The 22,544-nt window shown below is 62.5% G+C and carries 19 protein-coding genes; 8 read left to right on the top strand and 11 right to left on the bottom strand.

The features are described from left to right. Window positions 1-8 precede the first annotated feature (8 nt). The 3 genes from ABD937_RS03080 (at window position 9) to ABD937_RS03070 (ending at window position 1,516) form a co-directional block, all read left to right on the top strand. On the top strand, window positions 9-440 hold the full coding sequence (locus tag ABD937_RS03080; RefSeq protein WP_345253282.1) for a hypothetical protein: 432 nt from the start codon (window positions 9-11) through the stop codon (window positions 438-440). Between the two features lie 167 nt (window positions 441-607). Next, window positions 608-1,234, top strand: a complete 627-nt coding sequence (locus ABD937_RS03075; RefSeq protein WP_345253280.1) for a dioxygenase family protein — start codon at window positions 608-610, stop codon at window positions 1,232-1,234. 69 nt (window positions 1,235-1,303) lie between these two features. Beyond that, window positions 1,304-1,516, top strand: coding sequence for a putative antibiotic biosynthesis monooxygenase (locus ABD937_RS03070; RefSeq protein ID WP_345253278.1), 213 nt, complete (start codon window positions 1,304-1,306; stop codon window positions 1,514-1,516). 38 nt (window positions 1,517-1,554) lie between these two features. Here ABD937_RS03070 and ABD937_RS03065 read toward each other — a convergent pair whose 3' ends face one another. The 5 genes from ABD937_RS03065 to ABD937_RS03045 form a co-directional block, all read right to left on the bottom strand. Then, the gene (locus ABD937_RS03065) at window positions 1,555-2,448 is read right to left on the bottom strand and encodes a hypothetical protein (RefSeq protein ID WP_345253276.1); all 894 of its coding nucleotides are present in this window, start codon (window positions 2,446-2,448) and stop codon (window positions 1,555-1,557) included. 121 nt (window positions 2,449-2,569) lie between these two features. After that, a complete protein-coding gene (locus ABD937_RS03060) occupies window positions 2,570-3,538 on the bottom strand; it encodes a hypothetical protein (RefSeq protein ID WP_345253274.1) in 969 nt (322 codons plus the stop codon). A 75-nt stretch (window positions 3,539-3,613) separates the two neighbouring features. Continuing rightward, window positions 3,614-4,222 carry a helix-turn-helix transcriptional regulator gene (locus tag ABD937_RS03055; protein WP_345253272.1) on the bottom strand — a complete coding sequence of 203 codons (609 nt, stop codon included), beginning with the start codon at window positions 4,220-4,222 and terminating at the stop codon, window positions 3,614-3,616. A gap of 301 nt (window positions 4,223-4,523) precedes the next feature. Then, a complete protein-coding gene (locus ABD937_RS03050) occupies window positions 4,524-5,063 on the bottom strand; it encodes a GNAT family N-acetyltransferase (RefSeq protein WP_345253270.1) in 540 nt (179 codons plus the stop codon). A 285-nt stretch (window positions 5,064-5,348) separates the two neighbouring features. Continuing rightward, window positions 5,349-8,192 carry a M16 family metallopeptidase gene (locus ABD937_RS03045; protein WP_345253268.1) on the bottom strand — a complete coding sequence of 948 codons (2,844 nt, stop codon included), beginning with the start codon at window positions 8,190-8,192 and terminating at the stop codon, window positions 5,349-5,351. A gap of 161 nt (window positions 8,193-8,353) precedes the next feature. On the opposite strand from ABD937_RS03045, the gene ABD937_RS03040 reads away from it, so the two are divergent. Next, entirely contained in the window at window positions 8,354-11,581 is a 3,228-nt protein-coding gene (locus ABD937_RS03040) for a S41 family peptidase (RefSeq protein ID WP_345253266.1), read from the top strand. Window positions 11,582-11,648: 67 nt separating this feature from the next. Here the strand turns inward: ABD937_RS03040 and ABD937_RS03035 are convergent, their stop codons facing one another. Beyond that, a complete protein-coding gene (locus ABD937_RS03035; RefSeq protein WP_345253264.1) occupies window positions 11,649-12,866 on the bottom strand; it encodes a PQQ-binding-like beta-propeller repeat protein in 1,218 nt (405 codons plus the stop codon). Window positions 12,867-13,015: 149 nt separating this feature from the next. Between ABD937_RS03035 and ABD937_RS03030 the strand changes: the two genes are divergently transcribed. Next, window positions 13,016-14,641 (top strand): hypothetical protein, encoded by a 1,626-nt coding sequence (locus tag ABD937_RS03030; RefSeq protein ID WP_345253263.1) that lies wholly within the window; start codon window positions 13,016-13,018, stop codon window positions 14,639-14,641. 62 nt (window positions 14,642-14,703) lie between these two features. Here ABD937_RS03030 and ABD937_RS03025 read toward each other — a convergent pair whose 3' ends face one another. Both ABD937_RS03025 and ABD937_RS03020 read right to left on the bottom strand, forming a co-directional pair. Then, window positions 14,704-15,417: a nucleotidyltransferase family protein gene (locus tag ABD937_RS03025; RefSeq protein ID WP_345253262.1), complete on the bottom strand. Its 714-nt coding sequence runs from the start codon at window positions 15,415-15,417 to the stop codon at window positions 14,704-14,706. Between the two features lie 229 nt (window positions 15,418-15,646). Continuing rightward, window positions 15,647-17,110, bottom strand: coding sequence for a RapZ C-terminal domain-containing protein (locus ABD937_RS03020; protein ID WP_345253260.1), 1,464 nt, complete (start codon window positions 17,108-17,110; stop codon window positions 15,647-15,649). A gap of 296 nt (window positions 17,111-17,406) precedes the next feature. On the opposite strand from ABD937_RS03020, the gene ABD937_RS03015 reads away from it, so the two are divergent. Beyond that, on the top strand, window positions 17,407-17,880 hold the full coding sequence (locus ABD937_RS03015; protein WP_345253258.1) for a hypothetical protein: 474 nt from the start codon (window positions 17,407-17,409) through the stop codon (window positions 17,878-17,880). A gap of 129 nt (window positions 17,881-18,009) precedes the next feature. On the opposite strand, the gene ABD937_RS03010 is transcribed toward ABD937_RS03015, so the two are convergent. Then, complete coding sequence (locus ABD937_RS03010) at window positions 18,010-19,065, bottom strand: hypothetical protein (RefSeq protein ID WP_345253256.1); 1,056 nt, start codon at window positions 19,063-19,065, stop codon at window positions 18,010-18,012. A gap of 66 nt (window positions 19,066-19,131) precedes the next feature. Then, complete coding sequence (locus tag ABD937_RS03005; RefSeq protein WP_345253255.1) at window positions 19,132-20,109, bottom strand: zinc metalloprotease; 978 nt, start codon at window positions 20,107-20,109, stop codon at window positions 19,132-19,134. Between the two features lie 164 nt (window positions 20,110-20,273). Between ABD937_RS03005 and ABD937_RS03000 the strand changes: the two genes are divergently transcribed. Beyond that, window positions 20,274-20,663: a hypothetical protein gene (locus ABD937_RS03000; RefSeq protein WP_345253254.1), complete on the top strand. Its 390-nt coding sequence runs from the start codon at window positions 20,274-20,276 to the stop codon at window positions 20,661-20,663. A gap of 141 nt (window positions 20,664-20,804) precedes the next feature. Here ABD937_RS03000 and ABD937_RS02995 read toward each other — a convergent pair whose 3' ends face one another. Next, window positions 20,805-21,242, bottom strand: a complete 438-nt coding sequence (locus ABD937_RS02995) for a DUF2141 domain-containing protein (protein ID WP_345253252.1) — start codon at window positions 21,240-21,242, stop codon at window positions 20,805-20,807. A 238-nt stretch (window positions 21,243-21,480) separates the two neighbouring features. Between ABD937_RS02995 and ABD937_RS02990 the strand changes: the two genes are divergently transcribed. Continuing rightward, a complete protein-coding gene (locus ABD937_RS02990) occupies window positions 21,481-22,533 on the top strand; it encodes a nucleoid-associated protein (protein WP_345253251.1) in 1,053 nt (350 codons plus the stop codon). Window positions 22,534-22,544: the final 11 nt, after the last annotated feature.

Here is a 22,544-nt window from a genome sequence, read left to right as displayed (position 1 = left end):
TTTAATTCATGGAACCCATCACACACGACGGCCGCCTTTTTGCCTGGTGGTATGCGGGCGAGAACCCGCTGTACCGTGGCTGTCATCTTCGTGGCGATGAAGCCGGCTGCACCGCGCTGATGGCCCTGTTCGAAGCCATCGAAGCCAGTGCAACGCCCGTGTCCCAGCTGCTGCCCCTGTCGCCCGCCACCGCAGCAGTGGCCCGTGTTGCCGGCCGCGCCTTCCGCGTGATCCAACAACTTGCACTGCATTACGATGCCGGTGAAGCGAGCTGCTGGCAGACCCGCGAAGACGGCGCCACGCTCCACCTCCACTTCGGCGCCCGCGAGCTTGCGCTGCTGCAAACGGCGCTGCTCCGGATCCTGAAAGGCGAGGGCAACTTCGCGCTGGGCGACCAGAACGACGAACAGCTGCTGCACTTCTGGCCGCTCGCAGGGTAATGCCCCGCCCCGATTCCAGGCACGTACCGCTCATACCGGCAGGGTGCAATCCCGCTGGCCACAGCCTGCGCTGATGTAAGTCCGCCCCCCGCAGGCCGCGGAACCCGTACATTAGAAGTACGCGGCGACCCTGCGCCGTGCTCGAAAAGAACCCTCAAATCATACCGATGAAACTGCCAGCAATCGCATTACTCGCGATCGGGCTCAGTGCCTGTGCCGACCCGATCAACGGGCAAACGGGCGCGCCCCGGCTTGCCGGCGGCGCCTGCGAAGGCTGCGAAGCCGTTTTGGAATACGGAAGCCGCCGGTTGCGCCCCGTAGATACGCTGCCCGATTTCCGCGACAGCGGGCAGGGCATCCGGATCTCCGGTACTGTGTATGAAAGCGACGGACAAACCCCGGCGGAGGGCGTCGTGCTGTACGTGTACCACACCAACGGGGAAGGCCTGTACGCGGCGCCCGCCACCGCCACCGGCTGGGCGCGGCGGCATGGCGCTATCCGGGGTTGGGTGCGCACCGGCTCCGACGGCCGCTATACGTTCTATACGCTGAGGCCGGGCGTGTACCCGAGCCGGGCGGCGCCGGCGCATATCCACGTTACCCTGATGGAGCGTGATGGCGCATACTATTGGCTGGAAGACTACTATTTCGACGACGACCCGCTGCTGACCGCGAAAGAGCGGACGCCGGCCGCACCAAGAGGCGGATCGCCCGGCGTGCTGCGGCTGCAGCCGGAGGGCGCACTCCGGGTGGCGGAGCGGAATTTCATCCTCCGGAAAAACCTGCCCCGCTAAGTGGACGGCGTCAATGGCCATCTCCGGCACTGCACTTCCCCGGACGGCTCCGCACTACCTTTGCGCCCGATGCCAAAACATGAAAAACATAAGCGGGCCTTCCTGGTGTGGCTCGCCATCTACCCGCTCATCACTTTCCTGCTCTTCGCCCTGGGCGGCGTGCTGCAGCGCATGCCGCTCCTGCTGCGCACCTTTGTACTGACCATCATCGCCGTGCCCACGGTCTTTTACGTGATCCTTCCCCTGTACCAGCGCTGGTTCCGCAACTGGCTCGAGAAGTAAGCGAGCGAGCATCCGCACCCGGGAAGCCTTCGAGGGCGCTAGCGGACGGGGGTGCGCACCGACAACAGCCGTTGCCATTTGCGGGGCATGTTTCCATTCGCCACGCGCCGGGTACTGCGCTGCCTGCCGTTGCGGTAAACGCGGTGCTCCACGCCGTCGAAGGTTGGCTCCCCGTTCGCGTAGAAGTCGTTGTAGAACTGATATTCCTCCACCTTTTGCAGGCTATCGTTCACGATCCGGAATTTTCCGAAATAGCCGTCGCAGTGCTCCCCCAGGTAGAGGGCCCGCTCTTCCGGCACGAAGGCGAAATCGAGGTAACCGGGCACGCCGTCCACTTCGAGCAGGCTGTCGAGTCGGGCATGGTACACATAGAGCCTGCGGCAATATTGCTTCCCGCAGTTGCACCGGCCGGCCGAATAGTACCAGCGCAGCGCGAGGTCCCGGTCGCCGTCGAAATCATAATCGGCAAGCTGCCAGGCCGAATCGGGGACCTTCCCGTTGACGTACAAGACCTGCCGCAGGCGCCAGTCCCCTGTCCAGCGAAAAACGAGGAAGGGCTCGCGGTCCGCGTCCCGCACCTGCACCAGCGCATGGCGTGCACCGGTGCGGAACAGCGCGCCTTGCCGGAACCGGAGCGCGCCGGCGTAGCCGTTAAGAAGAACAGCCGTATCGAAGGCTGCTTCCGCCGGGTGCTCCCTGAGCTTGCGGAGGGCAATGGCCGACAGCGCGTCGATGTAGTGCGCCGAGTCGAGACCGGGCTCCAGTAGTTCTACGTAGTATGTGCTGTCGTCTTCCCACACGGTATCGGGCAGGGCCGGGCGCTTTGCAACGGTGCCTGGTGCGGTCAGCGAGCTGGTGGCAGGCGGCTGGCGGCTATTGGGTCCGCAGGCGCAGAGGGCAAGGACGAGTAAGACGTAGAAACAGCGGTACATGAGGCGGCGGTTAACTGCCGCCCCTTCAAGGTACACCGCATTCCGCCGGCAAGGCAAGCGCCTGCGGCTTTTGACAAAACGTTCACAGGGATCGCTTGCGGGAAGGTAACGGCGACGTCGGCTACCGCTTCCTGTTGTGACCGCTACCCGTTGCCGGGCGGTCAGGGGCGCCCGCCGGCAGCACGGCAAATTGTTTTGCCTTCAGGTCGAGTACCAGCACAGAGCCAGAAAACAGGGCATTGCCCGTCATGCCGCCGATGCCCATCCTGCGCATCCCCTCCACCTGCGCGGACGGCACGCCTCCCATCCAGGTCACGGTGCGCAGCGGGAGGCGGCGGTGACCGATGGTGATGCTGTCGGCGGAGGCGGCCTGGTTGGCGGTGAGGGTGCGCCCCCAGGAGCGCACAGGATAGGAAACCATCGCGGCCCCGCGTGTTGAAAGGGCCGCTGCCTGCATACTGTCGGTGAGCAGCGGAAAGGCACTCGAGCCCGTATCGAAGAACAGCATCGTTTCGCGGCCCTGCACCACCGCCGGCAGCAGCACGCGGCCCGCCGCCCAAACGAGCGGGGTCATGTCACCGGCGCGCAGTGGTGCCGGAAGACTGTCGCCAAAAACGAGCGCTCTGCCGGGGTAGTCGATCGCCACGATGCGGCCGGCAACGAGGTCGGAGCCGGCGGTGCCGATGATGCGCGGACCGGCGCCCGACGTATCGTAATCTTTGAGCCCGATCGAGGGGGCTTCCACCGCCATGGTGCCCAGGCGGAAGGCAAAGGCCCGGAGCCGGCCGGCCGAGTCGGGCGCGGGCAGGCTGCGGGGATGGCGGGCGCGGAGGCCGGCCACGGCATCGGTATACAGGATGGTGTGCGGCGCCCCGAGGTCGAACTGGAGGTAGAGCCGCTCCGGGCAGCCGGGCAGCACCACCGGCAGCAAGAGGGCGGCATGCGGCTCGGGACCGGCGGGGGTACTGGACGAGAGCCACTCAAACGGCACCCGGTGAGTGCCGGCAGGAAGGCGAAGGGGAGCCTGTGCGGAGGCAACCAGGACGGAGGCAAAGAAGGCAAGCGCGAGCAAAAAGGCAGGAAGACGCATCGGTTTCGATTTGATGCAAACCTACCGGCAGCGGCGCTCCGCAGCACCGTCATTGGCCCGACATTTACCCGACAATCATTGAAGATCAGCCTGTTGCGTATCGATCAACCGGCCAGCCTGCAGGAGCCGACGGGCAATAAGCCCCGCGTTGAGGGCATACAGGATCCCGATGGGCCAGCCGTACCCGAGGATGCCGGCACCTCCGAAGCGGGCGGCGCGCAGGCTGTTCCAGCCCACGAGGGCGAGCAGGCTGATGTTGAGCGCCACCACCCAGTATACCTGCCCGCGCACCGTGGCCCGGGCAAAGCGGAGGAGCGGGGCCGGGAGACCGGCACGGCGGCGCAACAGGAAATGAGGCAGCAGGAAATGCACGAACGGGAGCAACAGGTAGCTGAAGCAGGAAAGGGTGTGCAGCTGCAGGAAATGCCGGTCGGCATCGGCGTCGGCGGCAGGTGGGGTAGTGGTGGCTTCGGAGGCAGGCTCCGTCGCCACTGGCGGCTGCAGCGACTCGAAGGAAACGTCCAGCGCCCCGGCAAGCGCCTTTACGGTGTAGGGGCGCGGCACCGTCTCCCCGCTTTCGATGCGCTGGATGGTGCGCACGGTAACGCCGGAGGCCTCGGCGAGGTCTTCCTGCGTCAGGCCCTTACGCTTGCGGGCTTCGGTGAGTAGTTGGGAGAGGCTCATGCGGAGGGGGCTAAGGTACATAGTCCTGCCGACCTGCATTATCGGCCGCAGGCGAGGAGCGAAAGAACGCAGCCCCGAAGCTTCGGGGTTACGGATTTTATACGATGAACACGGATTGGCTCCCTACCCCCTTCTCACCGATAAGGCGGTTTTTGATCAGTGGGTACGATCGAAGCGATCTTGCCCGGCACCCCTAACCCACATCCGCCGACCGCAACCTCCAGAACCTCCAAAACCTTATGAACCTTATGAACCTACATTACCCCTCCCTCGACAAGCTCGGGATGACAAATGCCGTTTGTCAGGCTGAGCTTGTCGAAGCCTCCCATTCGTCTTTCGTGATCACCCAGCGCTTCACCGGCTGTTCGAAATTGAGGGAGCCGGGTGTGGTAACGTACTCTTTCTCGAGGCGGAAGCCTGCTTTCTCCAGGGTGCGGTTCGGCGCGGGGTTGAGGGCATAGGGCTCGGAGTAGAGGCGCTGCAGCTGCAGGGTATTGAAGAAATACGGGAGGCTGAGCAACACGAATTTCCGCCCGAGCCCGCGGTGGCGATCGCTGCCCGTCCACAGGTGCAGGTGCATGAACGCTTCTTCGCCAAAGGTGGTCGGGTTGGTGTTGCAATGCCCCACCGGTACGCCGTCGAGCTCCCAAATCAGTGCGTAGGCGCGGCGCTGTTCCACCGGCAGCGCCAGCTGGCCGGCGAGCCCGGCAGCCAGCTGCTCCCGGGTCGGCAGCTTCGCTGCATCGGCGCCCATAGCCGCCATCTGCTCCGGCGTGCAGCCGAACCAGTAGGCAACGATCAGTGGAATGTCTTCGGTGCGGAGCTCGCGAACGGATAGCATGGCGGTCGTTTTCGTGAATCGTGAATCGTCAATCGTGAATGGAGCGGTGTCGCCCTACTCGGATCGGTGTAAAATAGCGCATCTGGACGAGTGCCGGCCCCATTTCGCCAAGGCATCGAGGATGTATTGCAAAAACAGCTGCACCTACTGTATCGGCTCCAAAAAAAGCCCCGGCAATGTGCCGGGGCTTTTGATAAATGCAAAACGGAATCGTGCTTCTTTAGGCGAAGCTGCTATTGAAAGGCAACATCGACCCAAGTTCTCCCTTTGGGGGACAGGGGGCCGTCAGAAGCTCACCGGGTTGCCGTCCACATCGAGCTGCACGACCTTCTTCCCGAGCTTCCGCACCTCTTCGAGCTGCGTGGCCTTGTCGCCTACCACGAGGTACACCATGTCGGATTCCTTGAAGTGCGTGCCGATGAGGCGCTGGTAGTCGGCCAGCTTCATCTTCACGAGCTGCTGCTGGTCCTCCTCCACGTAGCGAAGCGGGCGGCCGTACTTGGAGATCTCGTTGAGGAGGCCCAGCTTCGCATTGAGGGTTTCGTAGTCGAGCGTGGAGCCTTTCAGCACCTTGTTGCGCGTTACCTCCACTTCCTTCTCGGTGAAGGTGGTGCCGTAGTCGCGTAGCATGTCCTGGATGATCTGCAGCGAGGCGAGCGTGGCGTTGGCGCGCACCGAGGTCACGGCAACGAAGGGCGCGCGCTCGGCGCTGCGCACCTGCTGCGAGGAGGCGCCGTAGGTATAGCCCTTGCCGATGCGGAGCACCTGCGTGAGGCGGCCGCTCGAATTCACACCCAGCACCTCGTTGGCAAACGAAATACCGGTAGCATCGGGATCGGTGGCCGAAACGCCCATCTTGCCCACGTAGAGCACCGATTGCTTGGCGCCGGGGATATCGATGAAGTAGACCGTACCGCCCTTGTCGGACGCAGGCACGGTGTACGCGGGCAGCGCAGGGGCCGAACCCTGCCAGGCCAGCGCAAGCCCGCTGAAGCCCTTCATCGCATCTGCTTGCGGCACCGCACCTACGAGGTGGATGCTCGCGGCCGAGGGCTTCACCCAGGTGCTGTAATAGGCCTTGAGGTCGTCGAGGGTGATGCGCGCCACCGACTCCTTAGTGCCGCCCGCGGGATGGCCAAGGATATGCCCGGTGCCGTACAGCAGCTTGTTGAAGTTGATGCCGGCCAGCACGGTGGCGTTGGCCTCGCGGCCTTTGATGGCCGTCTTTGTGGCCGTATAAATACGGTCATACTCGGTCTTGTCCCAGCGCGGCTGCAGCAGGATCTCCTGCACGAGGGCCAGCGTAGGCATAAAGTTGCGCGAGAGGCAGGAGGCGCGGAGGCGCAGCTCCTCGTTGGTAGCGGTCATGCTGATGCTGGCGCCGAGGGCGTCGATGGCGGCCTCGAGCTCCGCGGGCGTCTTGCCTGCTGTGCCCTGCGTCATCAGCGAAGCGAGCAGCGCCGCCACGCCGCTCTTGTCGAGCGGGTCGGCGAAGTGGCCGCCCCTGATCACCACCTCGAAGTTCACCACCGGGATCTCGCTGCTCGGGATGCCGTATACCTTGATGCCGTTGGGCAGCTTGTCGGTCCACACGGCGGGCATCCGGAACAGGGGCATTTCGCCGAAGGCGGGCTCGGAGCGGTCGTTCTTTGTTTTCGTTTTCGTGAATACGGCGTCGGCGCCGGGCGCTACGTCCTCGTTGGCCACGCCCTGCACGATGGGCTCCGTCCAAACGGTGGCGGGCTTCGCGCCATTCACCGCGAGGTCGATCTTGCCCTTCGGCACGAAGGAGGTAGCTACATAGGGTTTGCCCTTGATGTACTGGTTGTACACGCGCAGTACGTCGGCGCGCGTTACGCCCTGCCAGAGGCCGGCCTCTTTCATGACGTAGCCGGGATCGCCCTTGAACTCGTTGTCGCGGCCGAGGCGCTGGGCCTTGCTCAGGATGCTCTCGAGGCCGCTGTACAAACTGGTTTCGAGGCCGGTCTTGATGTGGGAAAGCTGTGCGTCGGTAAAGCCTTCCTTCTCGAAGCGCGCGAGGCCTTCCTCGAGCGCGGACTTCACCTGGTCCAGGTCGGTGTCGGCATTGCCGCGCACGCGCAGGTAGAACTCACCGGCCAGCTCCTTGGCCTGGTGGTTGGCCGAAACGTTGGGCGCCAGCTTGCGCTCGGTGACCACGGTCTTGTACAGCGGCGCCTGCTTGGAGCCCGTGAGCAGCTGCGCCAGGATGGCCAGCGGGTAGGAGTCGGGATGGTACTGCTCCACGGTCGGGAACACCACGGTGTATTCCGGCAGCTTGGCGAAATTATCCTCGAAGGAGAGCGAGCGCGTCTCGGTGAGGCGGGCGGCCTGCGGCTTCAGGGGCTGCACGGAGGGGCCGCGGCGGATCTCTCCGAACCAGTATTGCACGCGCTCCTTCGTTTTCTTCGCGTCGATGTCGCCGGCGATCACGAGCGTAGCGTTGGCCGCGCCGTAGTAGCGATCGTAGAACTCCTTCACGTCGTCGAGCGAGGCGGCCTGCAGGTCGGGCAGCGACCCGATGACGGTCCAGTTGTAGGGATGCTCCTTCGGGTAAAGGTTGGAAAGAATGACCTCGCCCGTGCTGCCGTAGGCCACGTTGTCGTAGTTCTGGCGCTTCTCGTTCTTCACCACCTGGATCTCCTTTTCGAGGGCTTCCTTGGTAACGGTGTTGATCATGAAGCCGAGGCGGTCGGAGTCGATCCAGAGGATCTTCTCGAAGGCGTCTTTCGGGATCACCTCGTAATACACGGTGCCGTCGCTCCAGGTGCCGCCGTTGCGGTTGCCACCCCACTCGGGAATGAGCTTGCGGTTGGCGCCGCGCGGCGTGTTCTCGGAGTGGTTGAACGACATGTGCTCGAAGAAGTGCGCGAAGCCGGTCTTGCCGGGCTTCTCGCGGTTGGAGCCCACGTGCACCACGGTGCTCACGGCCACGATGGGATCGGAGTGGTCTTCGTGCAGGATCACCTTGAGGCCGTTGGGCAGGGTAAAGGACTCGTATTTGAGCTGGAAGGCCGCGGGCTTCGGCGCCGCCTTGGCCGCCGGCTTTTGGGCGCCGGCCGACAGGGTGGCGGCCAGGCACAGGGGCAGGAGTGTGTGTTTGATCGTCATGAAAGGGATTTGGGGCCAGTAAGGTACGCGATGCCGGCCGAGCGAACCGTGGTTTTACAGGAATGGCAACAGGGAGATCCCAGATCCCAGATCTGAGATCTGAGATCTTGAGGGAGCGCCCGTTTTGGAATCGCTCTATCTTGGAGCCTCAACCGATGCACATGAAAACTCCCTCCTTACGTTACCCCAAAGGGGCCTGCCTGTTTGTGGTATTTCTGCTAAGTCTCCTGACCGCGCACGCGCAGGAACCCGCGGCTCCCCGGTTTGCCTATGCCGAGCCGGCCCTCTCCCCCGACAAGCGCGAGATCGCCTTCAGCTCCGGCGGCGATATCTGGACCGTGCCCGCCGCTGGTGGCGAGGCCCACCTGCTCATCACGCATGCCGCCCACGAGTCGCGCCCCCTGTATTCCCCCAACGGGCGCTACCTCGCCTTCCAGTCCACCCGCAGCGGCAACGGCGACCTCTACGTGCTGGAGCTCGCCACGGGCGCTCTCCGCCGCCTCACCTGGGGCGACGGTGCCGACGACCTCAGCGCCTGGTCGGCCGACAGCCGGCACCTCTATTTCGCCACCGGCGACCGCGACATCTCGAGCATGAAGGACGTGTACCGGGTGGCGGTCACCGGCGGCACACCGGCAGCCGTATCGGAAACCCGCTACACCTCCGAGTTCATGGCCGCGCCGTCGCCCGACGGGTCGCAGTTAGCCTTCGTGGGCCGCGGCTTCGGCCTCCTGCAATGGTGGCGCAAGGGCAGCAGTCACCTCGACCGCTCGGAGCTCTGGCTGCGCAACAGCGCCACCGGCAGCTACCGGCAGCTCACGCAGCGTAACGCCAAGCAGCTCTGGCCGATGTGGCACCCCGACGGGAAGTCGCTGTACTACGTGTCGGACAGCGGCGGCACCGAGAACCTCTGGGTAAAGCCGCTCGAGGGCGCCGAGCGCAAGCTGACGCAATTCACCAACGGACGCGTACTCTGGCCCTCGATGGCACCCGACGGCTCCCTCCTCGTGTTCGAGCGCGACTTCCGCATCTGGAGCTACACGCCGGGCGGCACCGCCCAGCCCATCGCCATCACGCGCCGCGGCCTTCCCGCCGGACCCCTCACCGAGCACCTGCGCCTCACTTCCGGCTTCCGCGACCTGGCGCTGTCGCCCGATGGAAAGAAAGTGGCCTTCGTGGCCTATGGCGACGTGTTCGTGGCGGCAGCCAAAGACGGCGGCGATGCCGTGCGCCTCACCACCACACCGGCCGCCGAGCGCGGACCCGAATGGCTGCCCAACAGCAACCGCATCGTATACGTATCGGAGCGCAACGGCCGCAGCCAGCTCTTCGAATACAACTTCATCACGGGGAGGGAGCGGCCCCTGCTTGCCTCCGGTGGCGACGACACCGCGCCAGCCCTTGCCCCCGACGGCAGGCAGGTGGCCTTCGTGCGCAACGACCGCGAGCTGCACGTGCTCGACCTTACCACGGGCAAGGACGCGCTGCTGACGACGGCCCTTTTCGGACGCGTATCCTTCGGCGCGCCCCACGTCATTTCCTGGTCGCCCGACAGCAAGTGGATCGCCTTTGCAGCCTATGGCGGCAAGACCTTCCTCAACATCTACCTGATTCCCGCGGCGGGCGGCACGGCGCGCCCGGCCAGCTTCCTCGCCAACGCCTTCGGGCAGGGCATCGTCTGGATCAAAGACGGGAAGTCGCTCCTCTTCACCACGCGCCAGCGCACCGAGAATGCCTATGTGGCCCGCGTAGACCTGGTGCCGCAGGCGCCGCGCTTCCGCGAGAGCCAGTTCCGCGAGCTCTTCTCCGACGAGGTGCCCACCCCGGCCCCGGCCGTACCCACGCGCAAGCCCGCGCCGGCAGCCCCCGACACCCTGAGCAAGAACACGCCTGCCGCCCCCCGCACACCGGCTGTGCAGGTGGAGTGGGAAGGCCTGCGCCAGCGCCTCAGCCTGCTCCCGCTGGGCGCGGACGTCAATGACCTCGTAGCCACCCGCGACGGCAAGACCCTCGTGGTGCTGGCCACCGTTGCCGGGCAAACCAACCTGTACAGCTATTCGCTCGACGAGCTGGCGAAAGAGCCCGCGGTGCTGAAGCAGCTCACCAACACGAGCGGCGCCAAGCGCGACCTGCAGGTAAGCATCGACGGCAAGGAGGTGTTCTTCCTCGAAGACGGCCGGATCCAGGCGGTTGCGCTGGAGAGCAGGGCCGTGCGGCCCCTGGCCGTCACCGCCGAACTCGACGTCGACTTCGCGGCCACCAAGATGGTGGTGTTCGAGCAGGCCTGGGAGGGACAGAACAAGGGCTTCTACGATACGGCCTTCCACGGCGCCGACTGGGGCGCCATCCGCGGCATCTATGCGCCGTACGCGGCAGGCGCGGCCACCGGCGACGAGCTGCGGCGCCTCATCAGCCTCATGCTGGGCGAGCTCAATGCGTCGCACTCCGGCATCTCGGGCCCGCCGGCGGGCGCACCGGCGATGGGCCAGCTTGGCCTCCGCTTCGACCCCGCCACCTACGAGCGCGAAGGCGTCCTGAAAGTAGCGGAAGTGGTGCCCCTCGGACCCGCCGCACTCTCCGGTCAGGTGCGCCCCGGCGACTACCTGCTGGCCGTCAACGGTACGCCCCTCACCCACCGCACGCCGGTCGACAGCCTGCTTGAGTACCAGGTCAACAAGCGTGTGCTCCTGACGGTGAGTGCCGATGCGAAGGGAAAGGACAAGCGCGAGGTAGCCGTAAGGCCGATCACGCTTGGTGCCGAAAAATCGCTGCGCTACCGGCAGTGGGTGCAGCAGCAGCGCGACTACGTGACGAAGGTGAGCAAGGGCCGGCTCGGCTACGTGCATATGTACGACATGTCGCAGGGCTCGCTCGACCAGCTCTACGTGGATATGGACCAGGAGAACCATGCCCGCGAGGGCGTGGTGGTGGACCTGCGCAACAACAACGGCGGGTTCGTGAATGCCTATGCGCTGGATGTATTCGCGCGCCGCGGCTATCTGCAGATGACGGTGCGCGGCCTGCCGCCGGCGCCGGCGCGGCTGCTGCTGGGCCAGCGCTCCCTCGAGGCCCCGACCATCCTGGTGATCAACCAGCACTCGCTCTCCGACGCCGAAGACTTCACCGAGGGCTACCGCACGCTCGGCCTCGGCAAGGTGGTGGGCGAGCCCACCTCCGGCTGGATCATCTACACGAGCTCGCTCACCCTGCTCGACGGCTCGGTGATGCGGATGCCGGCGACCCGGATCACCGACCACGAAGGCAAGAATATGGAGCTGAATCCAAGGCCGGTAGATGTGTTCGTGAGCCAGCCCTTCGGCGAAACCGAAAGGGACCTGCAGCTGGATACGGCGGTGCAGGAGCTGCTGCGGCAGATCGATAAGAAATAAACGAAAAGAGCGCCGGTTGGCGCTCTTTTTTTTAGACGATGCTCGTAGAGGGGCCCGGCTGCGGGCATTACCAGCCGCCCGAGCCCAGTACGGCGCCCGAGGCCGTGACCACTGAAAGCTGTGCGATCTCCTGGTCGTTGATCAGCACCGAGTCCGACGCGCGCCCGTTGGCCAGGTCATAAAAAACAATCTTTCCGAAGGGAGGCGCACTGCTGCCGCTGATGAAGGTGCGGAGTGCGTATGCCCGGTCGCCGTTTGCAACTACCTCCATGTACGCGTCGGGCACCGGGTAGCGCCAGCGCAGGGTGCCGGTGCCGGCATCGAGGCGCGTCAGGTAGTGCTGGGTCTGCGAAACATACTCCGAGAAGGTGACGGTGCCGTCGGCAAGCGAGAAAGTAGAGGCCGGGGTGCCGCCCGATTGCTGCCAGGTCCACCGGGTGGCGCCGGTGGCGGGATCGAGGCCCGCCACCGCGCCCTGGCTGCCCCGTACCAAAACGGTGTTGCCCATGGCGTGCGGGTCGTTGAAGGCGGCAGAGCCGGTCCAGCGCAGGGCGCCGGTAGCCCGGTCGTACGCGCGTACGGCACCGGCCGCGTTGGTGAGGTACACGGCATCGGCCGAGAGGCGGATGCCCGACACGAAGTTGGTGACGGCCGAGCCCAGCGGGGCACTCCAGCGCTCCTGCCGCGCCACCGGGTCGAAGGCCACGACGGTAGCCCCGGCATTCAACGGCTGGAAGCTTACGTAGTAAAGTGTTCCATTGTCGAACCGGAGGTGCGCGATGGAGCGCGGCTGCGGCAGCTGCCAGCGCAGCGCGCCCGATTGGGCATGGTAGGCCCGCAGCGAAGTTGCGTTCCCCTGGATCACCGCGAGGTAGAGGATACTATCGCTGGCGGCAAGGCCTGCGTATTGCGCCTGCACATTATTCAGCGTCCAGAGTGGGCTGCCGTCGGTGGCGCGGAGGGCACGTACGCGGAAGGCGGCCGTGCTGCTGGCCTGGTCCCAGTTGGTTTCGCCGAGAAAGAAGATCCCGTTGCGGTAGATATACCGGTGGCCGGTGGCGTTGTACAGGTCGTTGCGTTGCCAGAGCACGCTGCCCTGCGGCGTGTAGGCGGTGAGGCGGTGGGTGAAGGGGTGCTGCGTGGTATGGCGGGTCTGGACCACGATGAGGGCCGCCGGATCGCTGACGGGCGGAGGCGGCGTCGGCGTTGGCTGCGGTTCATCATCAGGACGGCTGCAGGAGCTACCTAGCAGGAGGGCCGCCAGCAAATAAAAGGGGATACGCATCGCTCGGGATTATATCCAAAAAGATACGCTCTTTCGCGGAAACGCCCGCCTTTTTACCGGAGCCGCAACCCGACGGCGGTGCAGCAATCTACCGTGTGCAGGGTATAGGCAGCCATGGGAGGAACACCACCTTTGCCCAAACCCGATCTATGCTCCGCAGCTTCCTGCTCATCGCCCTTGCTTTTTGTCTTTTCCATCTATCCGCCCGCGCACAACTTTCCGGTAAGACGTACGCGGAAACGAAGCGCGAGCAGGCCAACGCCCAATACAATAAAAATTACATCGAGGGCACGAAGTATAACCGGAACACACCCTCCCGCTCATCGGGCAAAGTGGACGACGAAGCGGCCCGGGCACTTGCTGAGAAGTTCCGCCACAATGCCGGCAAAGGCCCTGCTGCCGCCCCAAAGGTTGAAGCGCCGAAGCCCACCGCCGAGCAACTTGAGTTGCAGAAGCAGGAGGCGGACCGCAAGCAACGGGAGGACTATCAACGAGCGCAGGCGGCGTACCAGCGCCAACAGTCGAAACAAGAGCGGGAAGCCGCGCGCAAGGCTGCCCGTGTGGAATACTTCACGGAGATGAAGGCTATCGGCCTCACTGAAGGCGAGGCCTGGTGCTTCGCCATCAATGCGATCCCCACTGATGCCGACCGGGATGCCGAGTGGAACTGGAACGTGCGCAAGAAACTCTCCGCCCTCAAAGACGCCTACACCCGATTCACGGCGGCGCGTGCCACTGGCACCTATGTAGAGCTTGCAGCACTGGCGGAAACATTCAAGATCGCCGGCTACTCCTACCTGAAGGCGCAGCAGTTCCTCGCCACCCGGTTTCCGGAGAAAACGGCTGAAACGGAGCGGGCACAACTGGTCGGTCTTTTTTACTTCTACTCGGGCACATTCGAACGGCACCCGATCTATACGGAAGCGCAATACGCAAACCGCACCCCGGCCCAGGTAGCGGAGCTCGAGGCCCTGTTCCTGGAGCTTTACACCCGACACCCGGAGGCCGCCCTCCAATCCTGCGCCACGGCAGAAGGCATGAGCCCGGTGCACAGCCTCTACAGCAAAGCGAAGGAAAAAGGCGACCGCGACGCACAGCTCCGCCTTGCGGAACTGGGGTTCCGCATCCCCGAGCGTGGTTATAAATGGAAGGACGCCTGCCGGGAGTTCCCGCACCACCTCACCAACCTCACTGGCTACCTCGAGGGCAAACCCGCCGCCTATTGGATCGAGGTAGGGAAAGCGCAGGGGCGCGATGCCGCGACCGTAATCGCCGATCGAGGCGACCAGTTGATCGAGATCGAAAAGGCCGTGGTAAAAGGGGGGAAGCCCCAGATCGACGCCGATATCGACGAGGTCTTCCTGGAGCGCTGGATGCCGTCACTGCAAAAACTGGCCGCCGCCGGCGACCCCTCTGGCCTCAATGCTCTGGGGGTGCTTTCCTTCGGCGGCAAGATCCGTCGCTCGGGCCGGAAGGAGGCGATCGCTTACTGGCAACAGGCCGCTGCCGCAGGCTACTACCCGGCCCACCTGAACCTCCTCCGCTACACGGCGGCCGGACTGAAAGATGCGCCCGACAAAACCACGGTGATGCAGGAGTTCTTGGCCTATACTTCCCAAGCGACGCCGCAGCAACTGTACAAGATCGCCCGCGCGCTCGTGGACGGCAGCCAGGGCGACCAGGAGCAGGAACTGAAGGAGCTGGGAAAAGTGCTGGGCCAGGGGGCCGCCGCCAAAGGCGTACAGGAAGCAAAGGAATATTATAAGTTCAAATGACCAGCCCACAGCCAACGCAAAAGCCACCCCGCGGGGTGGCTTTTGTATTTCTATAATGAGGGTCAGGCGAAGATGCGCTCGGCCTCTTCCACCGATCCCGGCTTGCCCACGTCGAGGAGCTTGGTGCCGGAGTGATCCCAGCTCGAGATCTTGTTGTCGTGCGCCAGCTCGAGGTACAGGTCAATGAGGGAGAACTTGCCGGTGAGCTTCGTGAGGTTGAACACCGCAGGCTCAAAGATGGCCATGCCGCTGTAGGCTTTCGGGAAGTGATCTTTTGCCTCGAGCACGATCTTCTCCTCGCCGCTGCTTTCGTTGCGCCAGCCGCAGAGCCGGTCGTACTTGTTGAAGATCAGCTTGCGCGACGAGTCGCGGTCGGAGGTGGCCAGGGTGATGACGGCGTTGTCCTGCTGGTGCTCCACGAGGAAGTCCTTCAGGTTGGCGTCCGACAGTATATCTACGTTGAGGGTGACGAACGTCCCGGTTTCGAGCCACTGCTTTGCCTTGAGCATGCCGCCACCCGTATCGAGCAGCTCGTCGCGCTCGTCGGAAATGTGGATGCGCGATCCCCAGCCCTTGCTTTCCGCAACCGCTTGCTCTACCTGCTCGGCAAAGTGGTGCACGTTCACCACCACCTCGTTGATGCCGTACTGTTGCAGGTACTCCACCGCTCGCTGCAGCAGCGTTTTACCGTTGACGACGGCCAGGGCTTTCGGATGCTGATCGGTCCAGGGCTTGAAGCGCGTGCCGAGCCCGGCGGCGAAGATCATTGCTTTCATAGGGAGTGTTTATTCGTCTATTGGTTTATTGGTAAAGGGTCGTTCACAGAGCGGGAGTCGTTACCCGTCGCAGTAATATCGCGAGGCAGAAAGTCAATGCGATCCCGACCGTAGGTTGAGAGAAGCAATCCACTGCGACACGCGAAAGGTCCGAAAGCAGTAGTGCACTTTCCCATCGGGTAAACCCGCTCACCTGCTCACCTGCTCACCTGCTCACCTGCTCAGTTGCTCACTTGCTCACCTTGTTGATCCAGTTCTTGGCTTCCTGCACCGTATGGCACAGTTCCACCGTCACTTTGTACTTGTTGCGCAAATGCCTTGCCAGTGCGTCGGCGGCGTACACGCTGCGGTGCTGGCCACCCGTGCAACCGAAGCTCACGGCGAGGTCTTCGAAGCCGCGCTGGATATAATCTTCCACCGCGATGTCCACCACGTCGAACACCGAGTTGAGGAACTCCTGCATCTTGGTGCGCTGCTCGAGGAACTCCATCACCGATCTGTCGCGGCCATGAAACTCCTTGTACTCATCGAAGCGGCCGGGGTTGAGGATGCCGCGGCAGTCGAACACGAAGCCGCCGCCGTTGCCGGTCTCATCATTGGGATAGCCCTGCCGGTACGAGAAGCTGCAGACCTTCACCACGAGCGGGGTGTTCTTGTTGGCTTGTATCGGGGTGAATCGCTCGATCACCTTATCGGCCACGCAGAGGTCGAGCACGCGGCGGAACTCGGGGAGCACGATGCCCATCGAGTAGCGGTTGATGAAGGACTTCAGGTTCTGCAGCGCGAGCGGGATGGAGGTAAGGAAGTGGGCCTTGCGCTCGAAGAGCCCGCGGAAGCCGTAGGCGCCCAGCACCTGCATGAGGCGGATGAGCACGTAACCGTTGTACTGGCTGCGGAACACGGCGCGGTCGAGCGGGCCGTCGAGCTGTGCGGCAAAAGCGTCCATATAGTCTTCGAGGAGGCGCTCCTTCCACTCGTCGGGCAGCGCCGCCTTCGCCTGCCAGAGCATCGACGCGGCATCGTACTGCGGGGCGCCTTTCATACCGCCCTGGAAGTCGATGAAGGCCACGCCGCCGCCAGGCTTCAGCAGGATGTTGCGGCTTTGGAAATCGCGGAACATGAAATACTTGTACTCCGTGTGCGTGAGGTAGGTGGCGAGGGCCTCGAAGTCGTCGATGAGGCGCTGCTTGTCGTAAGGCTCGCGGAGGGCGTCGAGAAAATAGTATTTGAAGTAAAGCAGGTCGGCCATGATGGCCTGCTTGCCGAATTCCTTGTTGGTGAGGCAGCGGTTGTAGTCGAGTCCTTCATCGCCGCCGATCTGCAGCCGCGCGAGCTCGGCAAGGCTTTCGCGGAAGAGCGCATACACTTCGTCGGTATAGCCCTTTTCCTCCAGCGCCATCAGCAACGACTGATCGCCGAAGTCGGTCTGCAGGTAGGCCGTGCCTTCTTCATTTACGGCCAGTACGTCGGGCACGTTGAGGCCTAGGCCGGCGAAGTGGCAGGCAAAGTAGATGAAGGTCTCGTTCTCCCGCACGTTGGCGCCGAAGGTGCCGATGACCGAGCGGCCGTCGGCGCCTTGCAGGCGGAAGTAGCGGCGGTCGGAGCCGGCCTGCGGCAACACATCAAGCTGCGCGGGCTCGGCGCCGGCCCATTGGGTATAGAGGGTGCGAATGGTTTCGATCATCTGCTGCATGCAGCGAAGCTAGCGAAGAAAGGATTTCAGATCTCAGATTTGAGATTTCAGATTTGTTTCCGTCCAGTCTGTTCCACCCCGTTGGCGAACGAACTTAAAGCAGCCCAATGGGAGCAGATGAGTATATGAGCAGATGAACAAATGAACGACAAACGGAACTTGAGACGGGTCCTGCTTTTCCCTTCAACATCCATCTATCCATTTGCGCCACCTCAGTTCGCCGTTCCCTGTTCCTTGTTCCTTGTTCATCTGTTCAAGAAGATACGGCGGCCTTCGGCCGCCGTATCTTCGCCGGCATGACCCCCGCCTCGATCCCCGACATTAAAACTGCCCTGAAGAACTACGATGCGAAAGAACTCTCGGAGCTCGTGCTGCGCCTTGCCCGCTACAAGAAAGACAACAAGGAGCTCCTCTCCTACCTCATCTTCGATGCCGACAACCTGCCGGCCTACCTCGCGGGCGTGAAGGAGGAGATGGACGAAGGCTTTGCCGAGATGAACAAGAGCTCGGTGTACCTCGCCAAAAAAACGATCCGCAAGGTGCTTCGCCTCGCCAACAAGCACATTCGCTACGTCGGCCAGAAAGAAGCCGAGATCGAGCTGCTGCTCCACTTCTGCAGCAGCCTCAAAGGCTCAAAGCTGCCGCTCAACAAAAGCACGGTGCTGCTGAACCTCTACAACGGCCAGGTGAGGAAGATCCGCGCTGCCATCGACAGTCTGCACGAGGACCTGCAATACGATTACCTCCGCGCGCTGGAACGGATAGAGTAATGTGCTGGCTTCGACTTCGCTCAGCCTGACAATGGGAACTTGTCATCCCGAGCTTGCCGAGGGAGGGTTGATGTGCTAATGTGCTAATAAGGTTCAGGAGGGTTCAGAAAGGTTGGTGGTGACAAGGTGCTACTGCTTGATGTTTAGCGACCGCAGGAGCTCGGGATGTTGCAGGTCGATCACGAAATAGGGCGGGCGCTTTTCGTTGTGGCGAAGCAGGAGCAGGAAAGGCTTGTCGAGGATAAAATTTTTCGGCTGCGGTTTTACTTCCGGTGCAACCACGGTATCGGCAGTGACCCCGATGGACCCTTCGCTCTCGGCGATGGCCCCGCGCTCGTTAAGCACAAAAGCATTACGCTGCCAGGCCTCTTCGATCCGCTTGGGTCCCGCACTGGAAGCAAAGCGCTGCCCCAGGAGCGACGGAAATTCTGCCCGGATATGAAACGCAAATTCAGGTACCAGGAACCGGTCGGTTGTCTCCCAGCGGTAGCGCCATTGATGCGCTGTCACTTTCTGCAGTTCCCTGCCTTTGGCGATCGCAGTGTCTAACTCACGGAGCAATGCCAGCAGCGAAGGCGCCCGCGGCAGCCCCTTCGCCAGTACGATCTCCTGGTCGTGCTGTTGGGGGCGCAGCCGCAGCGCAAAATGATCGTCGTCCTTGTAGTAAAGGATCTCCACGAAGCGCGTAATGGCCCCTTCGTAGTCTTTCATGCCGAAAGCAGCAACGGCTCGCCCGCCAAACGAAAGACCCCCCGGTGCTTTCTGCAAGAGCACCGGGAAGTCGAGTGCCTTGTGAAAGAAGGCCCGCACGGAAACCGCTTCCCCTTCCACCGTCGTTTCGACCGCGTATTCCGATTCCTCCATCGCCCCGTAGTGCCCCTTCGAAGCAGTGAGCGCCCGGAAAGCGGGTGAGCTGCCTGGGCGCGGAGCGATCCCGCCCCGGAGCTCCTGCGCCACGCCGTTCCAGGCATAAAGCAGCGTGGGCGTATACACGGTATTGCGCCCTGCCGATGGCGCCTCTTCAAGCGTAGCCAGGAATTGCGTCTTCGGGAAATCGGCTGCAGTACGCTCGGACGGAAAGCCCTTGGGCAGCTTGCGGGAACCAGCCACGCGGGTACGGTCGCAGGAGATGAAAAGCAACAGCGCCAGCAAGGCAGGCGGTGTGCAACGACGAAAAGACATCATGCCCTTAAGGTAACGAAAAAGCCCCGGCGCTGCGGCCGGGGCTTTCGTATCGGATGCAAAGATCGATTAAGGCTGTGCGAAGCTGTTGCGGGCGCCGCCGGCAGCGAAGAGTGCGAGGGAGCGGTCCTTCTGGCCGGTGGTGAACATGTACATGCAACGGTCGTAGGTGTAGTCCATGTAGTTCATGGTCATCTCGTTGTGCGTGCCGCCGGTGGTGCAGGCGCTTACCTTGGGGTAAGCGGGGCAGCCGCCATTGGAGGTCTGGGCATACGGGGTATCGCCTACGAGGTCGTTGCCGCAGGTAGCATCACCCCAGATGTGGCGCAGGTTGAGCCAGTGGCCCACTTCGTGGGTAGCGGTGCGTCCGAGGTCGTAGTTGGCCACGTAGGTACCGGCAGCTTTGGCGCGGGAGCCGAACGCGGAGTAGAGGACCACCACACCGTCGGTAGCGGCGGGGCCGCCGGGGAACTGGGCATAGCCAAGCAGGCCCTGACCGAGGTTGCAAGCCCACATGTTGAGGTGCGTGGTGGGCAGGGTCGGATCGATGCCGCCGCGGCTCGAGCGCTTCATGTCGTCGTTGGTGCCCCAGCTACGCTTGTTGGTAGCCTTACGCACGGTCTTGGCAAGTACGAAGCGGATGCCGTAGTTGGCGCGCAGGCTGCTCCACTCGGCCGGCGTCTTGGTGCCGTCGGCGTTCGTGTTGTTGAAGTCTTCGTTGAGCACCGTGATCTGCGAGGCGATCTGTGCGTCGGAGATATTCTCGGCGGTGGTGCGGTACAGCACGTTCACCACTACGGGGATCTCGATGACACCATTTACGAGGCGGCCGGTCTCGATGGCATTCTTGGTGAAGGCTTCGATCTCGCGCAGGCGCTCGGCGCGGCGCGGATCGGCAGCGATCTGCTGCTGGAGCACTTCCTCGGCAGCGCAATGGCGGGCTACGGAAGTGGGTTCGTCGGCAATGGCCTCGGGCTCATTGGCAACTTTTTTCTGACAGGAGATGGCCAGCGCGAGGGCGCAGAATCCGAAGAGCAGTTTCTTCATGTGTCAAACGGTTTTTTAGTGTGTGTAAGGGTTTGAAGGGTAGTAAATTAGTGCAATTCAGTGTATTTATAAACTTTTTCTTAACAGATAAGTAATTTTCTTAACCCTTATCTGCGACGCCACACCTTATACTGCAACCCACCCCCGGCGCTTATCTTTAGCCCATGATCAAGGCGGAAGAATTGCGCTGGGGCAACCAGGTACTGTTCAAGAACGGACCCCGCATCGGGCCGGTTGCCTGCGGGGCCGAGCACTTCGCGCTGCTGGCCGGCGGTGGTGCAAAAGACTTTTTCCCGGTAGTGCTGAAGGCCGAAGTGCTGGAAGCGCGCGGGTTTACGGAGAACAAAGATTACGCGCTCTACCCGCAGGCGCGCGAGTTTCACCGCGTGCTGCCGGTGAAGGGAAAAGAGCAGCATGCGCTTGTGGCCTATGTGAAAAGTAACGGCGAATGCCTCGCCTGGGCCACGGTCAACGGGCTCGTGGCCTCTAATCCCGTCTTTCATCTGCATGCATTGCAGAACCTTTATTTCGCATTGACGGGGGAAGAATTATGAGGGGGAGAGTGGGAGTACTTGAATAATAGAGTACATGATCAACCGAGTACTCGAGGTGAGGGAAAATGTGAGAGTGTATGAGGAAGACCGCTCTTGTTCCCCCTATCCCTGCCCTCGGTTATTCAAGTAATCAAGTATTCCTCAGAGATTCCTTAACCGCATCCGCACGGTGGTGATGGTCTTGTCGGTGATCGTGATCTTGTTGCCGTCGAAGGTGGGCGCGGCGGCGAAGGGCAGGTTGTTGCGCGAGGCGCCGTAGCCTTCCTTCGGGATGCCGAGGAAGTTCTTGTCCATCTTGTTGTTGTTGTTGGCGTCGTGGAAAACGAAGACGGCGTAGCTGCCGGGGGGCAATCCCGTGAACGTAGCTTCGGCCGCACCTCCGCTCACCGGCACCTGCTGGCATTGCACCGGGCTCCCGCTCTCGCCTTTGAACGCCGCTGCTTTATCGAAAAGACACACGCGGCACACGCCCTTGTCGTTGCGCACATTGCTCATCCGGGCCACGATGGTGCTTTGCGCCGCCGCACCCCGCGCCGCCGCCGCGGCAATCAATACAAGTAAAATTCGCTGCATCGCCATACGCCCTGCAAGATAGAGACCAAAGAAGGATCTCAGATCTTGGATCTCAGATCTTGGATCTTGGATGGGGAATTTCAGATTTCAGATTTTTTCACCCAAACTCCGTGTGCCCTCGCTAATCGCTTCGGATCGCCAAACCTCCTAAACCCTCTAAACCTCCTAAACCTTCTAAACCTTCCTGAACCTTGCGCCATCAGCACATTAGCACATTACCCCATTAGCACATTACTTTCGCGCCATGCTTTCCATGGAAATGAACACCGCCGTCCTGCGGCAGCTGGCGCTGCACTTCGTGGGCAGCAAGAACAACCTTGACGCGCTGATCGTGGCCGATAAGGGGATCGAACTCGACGAAGACACCCGCACCGTGCTCGAAAGCGGCCTCCTGGCCCGCTTCCGGAACATCCCCGAGCTTTACGCCTTCACGCATACCTCCTCCCTCCAGTACAACGAGGTGTATAATTACTGCAAGGAAGCCTTTGCCGACCCGGCGCAGTTCGTGGAGCTGTCGGGGAAGATCGCCCGCCACCTCTATGAGGCCTCCACGCACCCGAAGGTGAAGGGCGGCGAGCTCTATGTGGCCTTTATCGAGGGACTGCCCATTGAGAGCCGCATGCACAAGGCGATCGGCCTCTTTAAAACAGAGAACCGCTCCTACTTCCTCGACGCGCGGCAGCAGCAGCGCGAAATGGAGCTCCAGCTCCGCGAAGGCGTGGAGCTGAGCAAGATCGACAAGGGCTGCCTCATCATCAACCGCAACGAGGAAGAAGGCTACGACGTGCTCCTGTTCGACAACCAGAACCGCGGCGAGGAAGCCCTCTACTGGAAGGAAAGCTTTCTCGGCGTCGACCCGCAGCGCAACGAATTTCACCACACCGCGCAGTTCCTGACCCTCACCAAGCAATTCATCACCGAGCAGCTCGAGAGCGAGCACGGCGTCAGCCGCAAAGACCAGGTGGAGCTCCTCAACAAATCGATCGGCTACTTCAAAACGAAAGAGTCCTTCGACATCGACGAGTTCCAGCAGGAGGTATTCGGCGAGCAGGACGGCGTCATCGACTCCTTCCGCAATTTCGGATCCCGCTATACCGAGCAGAACGACTACGACATCGCCGCCCAATTCGACATCGCCCAGGACGCGGTGAAGAAGCAGGCCCGCATCTTCAAGAGCGTGCTCAAGCTCGATAAGAACTTCCACGTGTATATCCACGGCCGCACCGACCTCATCGAGAAGGGCGTGGACCTCGACGGGCGGAAGTACTACAAGCTCTATTACCAGGACGAGGCCTGAGCTTACATAGA

Source organism: Flaviaestuariibacter amylovorans (assembly GCF_039541815.1).
Lineage (GTDB): Bacteria > Bacteroidota > Bacteroidia > Chitinophagales > Chitinophagaceae > Flavisolibacter > Flavisolibacter amylovorans.
This window is presented reverse-complemented; position numbering and strand designations above follow the sequence as displayed.